This window comes from Arcobacter sp. F2176, assembly GCF_004116465.1.
GTDB classification, from domain to species: Bacteria; Campylobacterota; Campylobacteria; order Campylobacterales; family Arcobacteraceae; genus Arcobacter; species Arcobacter siniprincipis.
The window spans coordinates 36,006-48,297 of record NZ_PDJV01000021.1 but is presented as its reverse complement, the minus strand read 5'-3'; the positions used below and the strand labels follow the sequence as shown (position 1 = coordinate 48,297).

Annotated in this window: 10 protein-coding genes and 1 other RNA gene; 7 read left to right on the top strand and 4 right to left on the bottom strand. The window is 25.8% G+C overall.

The window, feature by feature from the left end; all coding sequences use genetic code 11:
* The 3 genes from CRU95_RS16665 to CRU95_RS14200 form a co-directional block, all read left to right on the top strand.
* On the top strand, positions 1 to 1,115 hold a 1,115-nt coding region (locus CRU95_RS16665), incomplete at its 5' end, for a hypothetical protein (RefSeq protein ID WP_164969802.1).
* Positions 1,116 to 1,162: 47 nt separating this feature from the next.
* A complete protein-coding gene (locus tag CRU95_RS14205; RefSeq protein ID WP_164969801.1) occupies positions 1,163 to 3,205 on the top strand; it encodes a hypothetical protein in 2,043 nt (680 codons plus the stop codon).
* A gap of 49 nt (positions 3,206 to 3,254) precedes the next feature.
* Positions 3,255 to 3,914: a hypothetical protein gene (locus tag CRU95_RS14200; protein ID WP_129101780.1), complete on the top strand. Its 660-nt coding sequence runs from the start codon at positions 3,255 to 3,257 to the stop codon at positions 3,912 to 3,914.
* 350 nt (positions 3,915 to 4,264) lie between these two features.
* Here the strand turns inward: CRU95_RS14200 and CRU95_RS14195 are convergent, their stop codons facing one another.
* Both CRU95_RS14195 and CRU95_RS14190 read right to left on the bottom strand, forming a co-directional pair.
* On the bottom strand, positions 4,265 to 4,978 hold the full coding sequence (locus tag CRU95_RS14195; protein WP_129101779.1) for a hypothetical protein: 714 nt from the start codon (positions 4,976 to 4,978) through the stop codon (positions 4,265 to 4,267).
* A gap of 21 nt (positions 4,979 to 4,999) precedes the next feature.
* Positions 5,000 to 5,215, bottom strand: a complete 216-nt coding sequence (locus CRU95_RS14190; protein ID WP_129101778.1) for a hypothetical protein — start codon at positions 5,213 to 5,215, stop codon at positions 5,000 to 5,002.
* 153 nt (positions 5,216 to 5,368) lie between these two features.
* Between CRU95_RS14190 and CRU95_RS14185 the strand changes: the two genes are divergently transcribed.
* The 3 genes from CRU95_RS14185 (at position 5,369) to CRU95_RS14175 (ending at position 9,003) form a co-directional block, all read left to right on the top strand.
* Positions 5,369 to 5,623 (top strand): helix-turn-helix domain-containing protein, encoded by a 255-nt coding sequence (locus CRU95_RS14185; protein ID WP_129101777.1) that lies wholly within the window; start codon positions 5,369 to 5,371, stop codon positions 5,621 to 5,623.
* 1,630 nt (positions 5,624 to 7,253) lie between these two features.
* Complete coding sequence (locus CRU95_RS14180) at positions 7,254 to 8,798, top strand: anti-phage dCTP deaminase (protein ID WP_129101776.1); 1,545 nt, start codon at positions 7,254 to 7,256, stop codon at positions 8,796 to 8,798.
* Positions 8,785 to 9,003 (top strand): hypothetical protein, encoded by a 219-nt coding sequence (locus tag CRU95_RS14175; RefSeq protein WP_129101775.1) that lies wholly within the window; start codon positions 8,785 to 8,787, stop codon positions 9,001 to 9,003. The genes CRU95_RS14180 and CRU95_RS14175 overlap by 14 nt, the downstream gene beginning before the upstream one ends.
* A gap of 69 nt (positions 9,004 to 9,072) precedes the next feature.
* Here CRU95_RS14175 and CRU95_RS14170 read toward each other — a convergent pair whose 3' ends face one another.
* Positions 9,073 to 10,308 carry an integrase arm-type DNA-binding domain-containing protein gene (locus CRU95_RS14170; protein WP_129101774.1) on the bottom strand — a complete coding sequence of 412 codons (1,236 nt, stop codon included), beginning with the start codon at positions 10,306 to 10,308 and terminating at the stop codon, positions 9,073 to 9,075.
* A 194-nt stretch (positions 10,309 to 10,502) separates the two neighbouring features.
* Positions 10,503 to 10,897: a transfer-messenger RNA gene (ssrA, locus tag CRU95_RS14165) on the bottom strand.
* 145 nt (positions 10,898 to 11,042) lie between these two features.
* Between ssrA and CRU95_RS14160 the strand changes: the two genes are divergently transcribed.
* Entirely contained in the window at positions 11,043 to 12,248 is a 1,206-nt protein-coding gene (locus tag CRU95_RS14160) for a saccharopine dehydrogenase family protein (RefSeq protein WP_129101773.1), read from the top strand.
* Positions 12,249 to 12,292: the final 44 nt, after the last annotated feature.

Genomic DNA, 12,292 nt, shown 5'->3' with positions numbered 1-12,292 from the left:
TATTAGAACAGTTGATAAAAAAAGATGAAAATATATATACTTTTCAATTTTCATCTAATGATATAAAGCCTATAGGTAGTGAGTTATGGAAGTTATTATATAGTAAAAATAAATCAAAAAAAGATGCTTTTGAAAAATGGATTTATTTAATGTCTAATGCCTTTGATTATAATGGGATAGTTGATTTAGACTTTGAAAATGAAAAGTTTAAAGATGATTTTTTAGACGAATCTGTAGATTACATTTTAAATTCAGATGAACTGAAAGAGACATGGTATGATATCTATAAAAAACTTTGTTTAGAGGCTAATAGGCATCACTTTTCAATTTATAGTACAAACATTGAATTACCAAATGAATTAAGAAAACTTAACCCTGAAAATAATATATTAGATGCTTTTTTATGGTGGAACAATAGAGCAATTACAGACAGAATTTTTCCAACAGGTATAACTATATATGAGGATTTGATTTATTTTGTAATAATAAATGATGTATTTATATATAATGAAGAAAATAGTTTTTCAAGAACAAAAAAATTATTTAATGATTGCCAAAGTAGACCATTTTTAGCGGGTCAACTTTTAACAACTTTATTTAATGATTCGTTAATTCCTTTTTATTTAAGTAGTTCAGAAACATTGACTATTGGAATGAAACATATTTTGTCAAATAATAATTTACCAACACTTAGAACAAATTCAAATGACTATGTACTTCAGTGGAAAGAAATGATATGGAATCAATCAATTGAAGTTTTCTTTTCATTTTTTGAAAAATTTATTGATATACAAAAGAGTTCTAATATTATTTCTAATTTACTTATTTTAATGGTAGAAAACCATTACTCTATGAATCAAGAGCAATCTTTTTATTTAAATAATGTATTAAAGTTTTTTGAAAAAGTAATGGTGATTCAAGTTTCAAATCATCCTAAACAATCTTTATTGAGACTTACTTTACCCAGTATTTCTAAAAAAATTATCAACAGTAATATAGGTAGAGGTCTAAGTTTTCATCTTCCATATGAAAAAATACATTTATTGTTATGGCTTTTAAATAAAAGTCATAAAGAATCTTTAGAGATTAGTGAAAATGATGATTTTTTCAATTAAATACTATTATTATCTCCGATATTATTAATCTTTATCAATCTTCACTAATGTATGCTTTAAAAAACCATGGTTTATCTGAAGATAGTATTATGGATCAATTTGATTGGAGTTTATTGGTTCAATTATCTACAAACAAACAAAAAGAGAGTCTATTTAATTCTAGCACTACTTTAATATCTAACAAAGACTATAAAGATGATGATGTTTTCCATATTCTACATACAATTAGAGTGCACTTTAGGTTTTTACTAAACTTATATAAAATATCTGTTGAAAAAGATAAAGTATTAATAGAAAATGCTCTAGTTATTATTGTAAAAGAATATACCGATAATACTGATTGGAAGAAAAATATTTTTCAACCATTTTTAGAAAAAAATGAACATAACTTAATTGGTATGTTTTTAGAATTTTTTAATCAGTTTCATAATGATAATAGAAAAGAGATTTTAGCGTATCTTTTAAACAATACAAGTATTGCAAATATTTTTGAAGTATTAAAGTACTCTACATCTACAGAAATAAGAAAAGAGGTATTTAAAAAATTAAAGACAAGACAAATAGGAGAAGAAGACTTTTCCCATATGTTTGAGATAATTGATACTTTAGTTTTAACATTAAATGAAAATGAATTGGAAGATTATTCTGAGCCATTATTAGACATTTTAGAAAATAATCAAAAATCAGATCATTTTAAAAAAATCTACAAAGAAATAAAGTATAAAAAGGATTTATTAAAAATCTTTAATCAAAAGGTTTTACAGACTAAAGATAAAATAAAGAAACTCAATAAAGTTGAAAACCCATTTAATGATAGAAAAAACTTCGGTAGTTTTAAACAATCAATGCAAGAAGAAATGGAAAGACATAGAAGATTTATAGTAGCTTTATTATATTTTGAAGAAGAACCTGAGAAAACTTATAAAATTTTAAAAGCTATTTTAAATGACTCTATTCAACCAATATATGCGCTAAACTTATTGATTGTTCGTTGTAAGCTGCTTAATAAAGATGATGATAATTATTTAGAGTCATATAAAGATGCTCTTTTAGAATGGGAGAATTTATCAATCCAATTTGAAAATAATATTTTAGATAAAAGTGAATATGTAATTTTACTTGAAGGCTATCAAATTATAAATAATTTTGATAAATTTTTGTATTATTGGAATACAATGCCAGAGTATTTAAAGAATGACTTGGATATTGTCCCTATAAGATGTAAGTTTTTACAGAAACAACAAATGTCTGCAACAGCAATTAAATACTTAGAAGAAGTTTTTATTTTTCATAAAGAAATTGACAAATCTAAAAAGGATGAATTAGAAAAAATTAAAGATGATTTAGTAAATGAATATGAAGTTGCATATAAAAGTAAACAAATACTTAAAATCAACTCAAGTTCAATAATATTAACTCCTGAAGAAGCAAAAGTATATTGGTTAAAAATAAAAAATATGATAGATGAACATCATGCTAAAATATTTCCTAGAGAAGAAGAATTATCTTTGGAAGAATTTATTTTAGAAAATATGCGTTTAATATCATTAGAATTATTAGAACGTAGAGAAAATGTAAAAAATAAAAGCAAAAAACTCTTTATAGAAGATATGATTAATGACTGGGTGACATCATTAATAAACCAAAGAATGGGTTTTATTAACTGGTCAGCTAGAGATCAATCACGTGGAGGGAATTCAGCAACTGATAAGAGTGCAGGAGAACGGGATATTATTGTTTCAAATCAATCTAAAGATGATTTATTCTTAATAGAAGCATTTAGATTATTTGGATGTTCACGACAGACTATTAAATCACATATGGATAAGTTAGATGGCTATAATGCAAAAGGTTGTAATGTTGTCGTTGTTTTAGTTTATTGTAAAGTGAAAGAATTTTTTACATTATGTAATAACTATAAAAACTATTTAGTAAATCAACAATATAAAGGTTTTGATAATACAAATTTATCCAACAATATTTTTGACGAGATTGATTCAAAAAAAGTGAACTTAAAGATTTTCAAAGAAATTCGGAAGAAAAATAATAAGGAGATTACTTTGTATCATTTATTATCTGATTTTGAATAAATGATATATGGGGAAAGTACAATTATTTAATTTTAGAGGAAATAATTAGATGAAATACAATTTAGTTGATATTGCAGAAGAGATAGCACAAGAAGGCTATAATATAGGATTATTTGCATGTAAATTTTTTTATCAAGAGTCAAAATTAGAATCGTTAAAAAATTGTATGGACGATTACATAGTAAATAGGTTTTCTCAGCGACTTGAATATTTTGCATACGAACATAGTAAAATTAGTGATAAAGAAAAAAAAGAGTTTTATAACGATTTAGTAACTAATAATAAAAACTTAAACTATTTATATGAATTTATAGAAAATGCAAGAAGAACTACATATGAAATGCAAGCTAAGTTTTTAGCAAGACTATCGGTTGAGCTAATACGTAATAAAACACTACAATATCAAGAAGCTGAATTAATAAATATTGTTTTACAATTAAATGATATGGATTTTTTATCTATTAAAAATAATCTAATATTACCTGAGAATACTATGGATAGAGGTTATTTTGAAATTAATAAAACTATTGATTATTTTACTTATAAAAAATGTATTAAGTTACAGATTTTTGATGAGATGACAAAAAAGAATTTTAGGTTATCTGGTATAGAAAAACCTTCACCAAATTATGAAAAAAACATACATGCTGAATATGCTATCTATAGTCATATAACACAAGATTTTATGAAGATTTTAAATGAAATATAAAAATTTTATAATAATATTGGTTACAGTTATAAAATAAAACTTTTTAATAGTGGAATTCTAATCTCACTTTATAAATAAAATGAGATAGAGCTAATCTAAAAGTTTAAAGAAGATAAGTCTAATTGTGTGATAAAAAATTGCAGTTTTTTATCATCTCGTTAAGCTTTCTTTTCTAGTACAAATTCTATTCTTATTTTTTTTAAATGTCAATAAGTTGTATTCATCTCATACATTTATTTAATTGACAAAATTAAAACATTATTATAGAATTATTCTAGTCACTTCTCAACAATATTTTATTGCGTGGTTATTGGTAGCAAGTCTACTGGGAGTGATTCTTCTAAAGCTACTTATTGTTTAACAGACTTAGCTAAGCCATTATTTACAGTATATGTATATTGTCTATCAAAATAACCATTAGTCCACCAATTAAAAGTAATATCTTTTAACTCTTGTTTATCATCAAAAGTCATAGCTACAATTTCTATTTCAGTACTTCTATCTTCTCCATTTTCAATATCAAATGCAGTTCTTCTTTCTCCTAATCTCCAACCATAACCTGATGGAAACTTAATACCAGTACCACTAAAATATCTTCCACCCTCTCTATCATCATAAACTCTACCTATTCCCATTTCATTGGCAACAAAATATTGAACTTTTTTAACGCCTTTTGTTTCTGTTGTTCTAACATAGATATTATTTTCTTCTTTTGTAATTTTATTAACCCATTTTTTTGTACCTACTATTTTAATAGGAACTAATTTAGATGATTTATTATGAGTAGCATAACTTGTATTATCTACTTGATGGTTGATACTTGTTTCTTTGTTACCATCAAATTTAGCACCACTCCATAATTGATAAGGTATAAAAAAAGATTTTGTTTTACAATCATATAAATTATCTATATGCCAAGCTGATAAATTTTTAGTTGGTTTAGAACACTCTTTGTTAGTAACTTTGTTTAACTCCGAAACATTTTTAAATGTAGTAGTAGCACAACCTGAAAATAAAGCTGTAACTACTCCTATACTTAAGATTTTTAATATTGTAAATTTCACTTTAGTTCCTTATTTTATTTATTATCTAGTAATAGGACAAGTATTTAAATTTAAAAGACCATTATTGTTACTCATAAGTCTTTCATCTTCTCTATCCATTCTGTCAAAATCGTCATATTTATCTTCTTGAATATTAGCTTGAACAACTTTTTCTTGTGATAAATTTGTAGTTGTTGAACTACATCCATTTAGAAATAAAACCAAAACTATAAATTCCAATACTAATAATTTTTTCATACTAAACTTCCTTTATTTCATGGCTAGATATTTGATAATTCAATGAAAAGTTTCTTTAATATTTTACAATAATAACTCTAAATACTAACTATAGTTAGTTGAGAAGATTTTTCATAAGAAATATACTTGTAAAAACTAACTATAGGTATAAAAATGAAAAACTGTGACATTACTGATAAACAAATGCAAAAGATTTATAAAAAGATTGGTGAGAATGTCAAAAATGAAAGAAAAAAGAAAAAAATAACTCAACTAAATCTATCTCTAGCAATTGGTCATAAAGCTGTAGGAACTATTTCTGTTGGAGAATTAGCACTAAATAATAAACATTTTAATATAGAACATCTAATCAAAATAGCTAATGTTTTAGAAGTGGATGTTTGTGAGTTTTTTAAAGGTATACATTAGAGTATAAATATTTATAAATATAAAATTAATTGCTCTATAAAATCAATCTAATCTTAAACTAGTTTAAGGTTTAATTTCTGAAACTTAAATGAATACTGGTGGAAGCTTAAAAAATGTATGTTTTTTCTAAAAAAAAATGATTTTGAGTTATTTTTAGCTTATGAGATAAGAATGACTATAAAATAAGGATAAAAGTGCAAAAGTCATTTTTCTACTTTTTCCGATTTCATGGTACATTGAGTGACAGTTTTTATGCAGTTTTTTTTAAATAGTAAATTTTTATATATAATAATAAATATGGTAAAAATGCCATTTCTTGCCTTTTAGATAATAAACCATTTTTGGATTGCAGAAAGTGCAAAAGTCATTTTCCCACTTTTCTCGATTTTATGGTGTATTGAGTGACAGTTTTTATGCAGTTTTTAATTTTTACACCCATTAAAAAACACCATTTTTTTTAAAAAGCAAGAATGACCTTTAAGTGCAAAAGTCATTTTTTCACTTTTCCCGATTTTACGGTGCATTGAGTGACAGTTTTTATGCAGTTTTTAATTTTTAGACCCATTAAAAAACACCATTTTTTTTAAAAAGCAAGAATGACCTTTAAGTGCAAAAGTCATTTTTTCACTTTTCCCGATTTTACGGTGCATTGAGTGACAGTTTTTATGCAGTTTTTTTAAATTGGATTTTTGTTGCAGAATTAAAAATATGATAAAAAAATCAAATAATTTTTAATTTTATGATGCTTAATTTTTTTTCAAACGAGATTCTTTATAATAAGTATTAGACTAAACTTACAATAATTATTAAAAGTAGGAGACTATAACGTTTTTTATGAGTTTGATAATTAAAAATACTGTGCAAATAAGGTATGTAAATAAAAAAGTCTTACCAAATAAGGTGTCTAATTAAAAAATACTCATAATATAAGGTAGGTAAAGTATATAAAAATCTTACAATATAAGGTAGGTGACTTTTAAAAAATCAAGAAATTTGGGGGATTATAGGCATTTACTAAAATAAAATCAAATAAATACTCACAATATAAGGTAGATAAATTGTAAAAATCTTACCAAATAAGGTATCTAATTAAAAAATACTCACAATATAAGGTAGGTAAACTATATAAAAATCTTACAATATAAGGTAGGTGACTTTAAAAAAATCAAGAAATTTGGGGGATTATAGGCATTTACTAAAATAAAATCAAATAAATACTCACAATATAAGGTAGGTATCAAACGAATATATAAATAAATTAAGAGTAATGTCTTAGAATCAAGAGCTAAAACATAGGAATTATGGGATATTCAAGAAGATAAAATTAAAAATACTGTGCAAATAAGGTGTGTAAATATAAGAAAATCTAGATTATTAAGAAACTTTGCTTTGAGTAATTTAAGCGATGCAGAGTTTATACAAAATATTGGTTTATTGCCTTTGGTTAAAAAGGTTATTGAGTTTAAGGATAAGTTGAAGGGGATTTGATTGTTTATTTAAATAATTAGATAAACTGTCCTCGGAATTTTGCTGTGTGTAATTAAATTTGTTATTTATTAATATATTAGGAAAATTTTAATATAATCACGTTAATTAATATTACCTTTAATTTATTAAATATAGGAAAAAAATGTCAAGTGCTGTACTAAAAAAAACTGAAGATTCTGCTCTATTTAAATTAACAACAACATCATCAACTACAAAAGAAAAAATTGAAAATACATCTACTGATGAATTAATAATAGGTATTTGTTCTCCCATTGGTTCTAATAGAGATTATGTTATAGAAGCAATAAAAAAAAGATTGACTGATTATAATTATGAAATAGAGTATATAAAAGTATCTGATTTTATTGAAACGTACTACGATGTTTCTCCTAATAGTGAAGTTGGTAAAACACCTGCCTATTCTAATTTGATGTGGAAAATAGAAGGTGGAGATAACTTAAGAACTAAATATAATAATAAATCAATTCTTATTGAATTAGCAATTAAACAAATACGAGAAGAAAGAAAAATAAAAAAAACGACGGATGCAACATCAAGAAGAAAATGCTATATAATAGATTCTTTAAAAAACTATGAAGAACTAAAATTATTACAATCTATTTATGGAGATATATTCTATTTATTTAGTATTTTTTCACCTGAAGAGGAGAGAAAAGAAAATTTAAGAAATAATGGATTATCTAACGATGAAATCAAGAGTATAATGGCTTCAGATGAATATGAAAATGATTTATTTGGTCAAAATGTAAGAGATACATTTATAAATGGAGATATTTTTATTAGAAGTTCTAAAGTAAATAAGAAATCACTTCATGAAAGAATAAATAGATATATGCATCTTATCTTTGATACTAAAATAATTACGCCTAATAGTGATGAAGAGGCAATGTATAATGCTAAATCTTCAGCTGGTAATTCTGCCTGTTTATCTCGACAAGTGGGAGCAACAATTACTGATGAAAATGGAGTTACAATTGCACGTGGCTGGAATGATGTACCAAAGTTTGGTGGTAATCTATATACTGATACAGATAATAAAAGGTGTAAAGACTTAGGATATTGTAGTAATGTAACACATAGAACTGGTATTTTAGACAATATTGAAGAAGAAATTGGAAAAGCACTTGCTCAAAATAGTAAAGATATAAAAAATGTTATGGATATAATTAAAAAATCTAAATTTAAGAATATTATTGAGTACTCTAGATCTATTCATGCAGAAATGCATGCTATTATTATTGGTAGCCAAATGACTAATAATAAAATGGTTGGAGGTAATTTATATTGTACTACTTATCCTTGTCATAATTGTGCAAGACACATCATCTTAGCTGGTATCAAAAATATTTATTATATTGAACCCTATAAGAAAAGTTTAGGTATGACATTACATAGTGATGCATTAACAGAAGATGAAAGTGATAATAAAAAAGTTAGAATACTTGCATATGATGGAGTATCTCCAAGAAAGTATCTTAATTTCTTTTCCATGAAGGAAGAACGAAAGAATAAAGATGGTAAAATTATAAAACAAGATATAAAAATTGCTCGTCCTAAAAGTAGAATATCGTTACAAGCAATTCCAACTTTAGAAAACCAAGCAATTCATGCATTGGTTGAGTGTGGATTAATAAAAGAAGAAGGGGCTGAAAATGGTGAAAACTAATAGAAAAATTAAGCAACTAGAAATAGATTTTACATATGAAAATACATCAAATACTCATACAGTTGTTTCGAAAACTTCTAATATAAATGTAAGTATGTATGAAATAAGAATGAATTCTAGAAGAATACTTCAAACAAATTATATTAAAGAGAAAAATAGAAAAGAATTAATATCTTATATTATTCAAAATGAAAAATCTTTTTAAACTAATTATTGTAGGAATCTAAATTTATACTTATATAAGGTAATAGTTTTTTTATTAAAGTATATAGCATTATTTACATTTTATATAATCCAAATATTCAGCATACCATTCAATTAAACCTCTCATGCTGTCTCTATATAATGCTCTATTATAAGCTGCTTTTATTTTATTTTGTTCTTTATGAGCAAGTAGGGCTTCGATAACTTCTCCTGTATATTTATGCCCATTTTCAGTATTTGCATTTTCGTAAGCTATTGTAGAAAACATAGCTCTAAAACTATGTGCTACAAGTTCATCTTTTGCATAACCCATTCTTCTTAATGCTCCAATAATAGTATTATCACTCATAGGTTTATCTTTATCTCTAAAACTTGGAAATACATATTTACCACTTCCTGAAAATGGTTTTATTTCATTTAGTAAGTTTATTACTTGGTTTGGTAATGGAAGTATAAATTCTATTTTTGTTTTCATTTTTTCTTTTGGGATAATCCATAGTTTATTTTCAAAATCTATTTCAGACCATTCACAATATCTAATATTAAAACTTCTAACAAAAACATAAGGAAGCATTTTTAATGCCATTTTTGTTGAGTAATCTCCGTTATAGTCATTAATAGCAAGAAGTAAAGCTTTTATATCTTTATCTTTCGTAAAAGTAGGGTAGTGTCTTTTTTCTCTCTTACCTAAGATTGTTTTTTTTTCTATGTCAGCTATTATGTTGTGTGAAGTGTATTCTAATGTTACTGCATATTTATATATTTTGTTTAATGTCGTATAAACTCTATTAGCAGTTTCTACAATTCCTTTATTTTTTAAGTCTTGTAGTATTTCAATGATATTTAATCTACTTATATCTTCTATTGATTGATTCTTTATAAATGGATAAATATAGTTTTGTAGTGCTTTTCCTAATTTATCATGATAATTTTCAGAAACTTCTGATTCATAATTTTTATGCCATTCTTGAGAAACTTTATAAAATGTGTTCTCTTTTTTCTTTTCATTTGTATTGTTTTCTTCTTTAGCTTGTCTTTTTTGTTCAATGGGATCAATGCCTTTTGCGATTAGATTTTTATAATCATCTCTAATCTCTCTAGCATCTTTTAGAGAAATTGTTGGATATGTTCCTATAGATAAAACTTTTTCTTTATTATTGAATCTATATTTTAATCTCCATCTTTTTCCACCAGATTTTACAACTAATAAGAAAAGACCTCCACCATCAAAAAGTTTATAATCTTTTTCTTTAGGTTTTGCAGATTTAATTTCTATATTAGTCAAAGGTATGATAGTTCTTGCCATGTGAATCCTTTTGAGAATTTTTAGGGTACTTTTTTTAATTCAATTTCTTAATTTTACAAAAAGAACCCTAAAAAGTACCCCAAAAAATTTAGATTTACTGAAAAGTAATTAGATGATGTTAGACGAAAAATGATAATAAAGTCCTATTTGTTAGTGGCTTAATGGACTTTTATGAATTGTATGGAGAGTTATAATGGTGGAGATGTCCGGAATTGAACCGGAGTCTTAAAACAGCTACTACCAGCGTCTACATGTTTAGTAAAAGGTTGAAGAATTTCACTTTACAACAACTCAACCTGCAAGGCATATTGTGAAGCTAAGATTTTAAATGTCTCAAAATAGTCAAATCAACTCTAAAATGATAATCTATCTAGGGTGAATCTCCGTAATACTACATAGATAGAATCTGTAGTGGAAACCTCCAAAGTCTCAAGCCGTTAGGCGAGTCTGTGTTTAACTTATGCTACTTTAGCGTAAGCTGGAGCGTAATTTGTATTATTTGCGTCTAAAAAAAATGAACCGTATAACGGCATGTTCAGGCCGACATGCAACCAATCCTCACTGCTCTAATCGATACCAAGTCATCCCCATATCAAAGAAGAGGATTATATCCTAAATTTCTTTAAATAGAATTTATCTTTATGTAATTAAATTTTAATCTAATTTTGGTAACCTTGTTGTTCTTTAACTATTATTTTAATATAATATTAATAATTTTAAAAGTAGAGGTTTTTATGAAAAAAGGTATATTAATTATTGGTGCTGGTGGAGTAAGTCGGGTTGCAACTGTTAAGTGTGCGATGAATATAGATACATTTGAAAAAATTACATTAGCTTCAAGAACTATTTCAAAATGTGAATCAATCAGAGATGACATTTTAAAAAATCAAAATGTAGAGATCTCTGTAGCTTCTGTAGATGCTGATAGTGTTGATGATTTAGTAATACTTATTGAAAAAGTTAATCCAAAGTTAGTTTTAAATGTGGCATTGCCATACCAAGATTTGACAATCATGGATGCTTGTACAAAATGTGGTGTTGATTATGTGGATACTGCAAATTATGAACATCCAGATGTTGCAAAATTTGAATATAAAGAACAATGGGCAAGAAATGATCAGTTTAAAGATGCTGATATTATGGGATTATTAGGTTCAGGTTTTGACCCAGGAGTTACTGGTGTTTTTTGTGCTTATGCTCAACAAAATCTTTTTGATGAAATCCACTACATTGATATTATGGATTGTAATGCAGGTGATCATGGATACCCTTTTGCTACAAACTTTAATCCAGAAATCAATCTTAGAGAAGTATCTGCAAATGGTAGATATTGGCAAAAAAATGATGAAGGTGTTGGGGAATGGATAGAAACAAAGCCACTAGAAATAAGAGTTGATCATGATTATCCTGAAGTTGGTGTAAAGCCATCTTATCTTTTATACCATGAAGAGTTAGAGTCATTGTCAAAAAATATTAAAGGTCTTAAAAGAATTAGATTCTTTATGACATTTGGAGATTCTTATATACAACATATGAATTGTTTACAAAATGTAGGAATGTTGGGAATTGAACCTGTTATGCATAAAGGTGTAGAAATTATTCCAATAGAATTTTTAACTACATTACTACCAGATCCTTCAAGTTTAGGGCCAAGAACTGTTGGAAAAACAAACATTGGGTGTATCATAGAAGGTGTAAAAGATGGTAAAGCTAAAAAAGTTTATATTTACAATATTTGTGATCACCAAGAGTGTTACAAAGAAACAGGTGCACAAGCTGTAAGTTATACTACAGGAGTTCCTGCAATGATTGGTTCAAAACTGCTTTATAAAGGTATTTGGAAAAACAAAGGTGTATTCAACATCGAAGAATTTGATGCTAAACCATTTATGGATGAATTAATGGAACAAGGTCTTCCTTGGAAAATAGTTGAACTATAAATAAAACATTTTAAAAAGTAACTCGTTACTTTCTTTAGGCTTTG

Excerpts from the sequence above, each read along its gene's own strand:
- CRU95_RS14205 (WP_164969801.1), top strand. The coding sequence starts at position 1,163 with ATGTATGCTTTAAAAAACCATGGTTTATCTGAAGATAGTATTATGGAT.
- CRU95_RS14200 (WP_129101780.1), top strand. The coding sequence starts at position 3,255 with ATGAAATACAATTTAGTTGATATTGCAGAAGAGATAGCACAAGAAGGC.
- CRU95_RS14190 (WP_129101778.1), bottom strand. The coding sequence starts at position 5,215 with ATGAAAAAATTATTAGTATTGGAATTTATAGTTTTGGTTTTATTTCTA.
- CRU95_RS14185 (WP_129101777.1), top strand. The coding sequence starts at position 5,369 with ATGAAAAACTGTGACATTACTGATAAACAAATGCAAAAGATTTATAAA.
- CRU95_RS14180 (WP_129101776.1), top strand. The coding sequence starts at position 7,254 with ATGTCAAGTGCTGTACTAAAAAAAACTGAAGATTCTGCTCTATTTAAA.
- CRU95_RS14175 (WP_129101775.1), top strand. The coding sequence starts at position 8,785 with ATGGTGAAAACTAATAGAAAAATTAAGCAACTAGAAATAGATTTTACA.
- CRU95_RS14170 (WP_129101774.1), bottom strand. The coding sequence starts at position 10,308 with ATGGCAAGAACTATCATACCTTTGACTAATATAGAAATTAAATCTGCA.
- CRU95_RS14160 (WP_129101773.1), top strand. The coding sequence starts at position 11,043 with ATGAAAAAAGGTATATTAATTATTGGTGCTGGTGGAGTAAGTCGGGTT.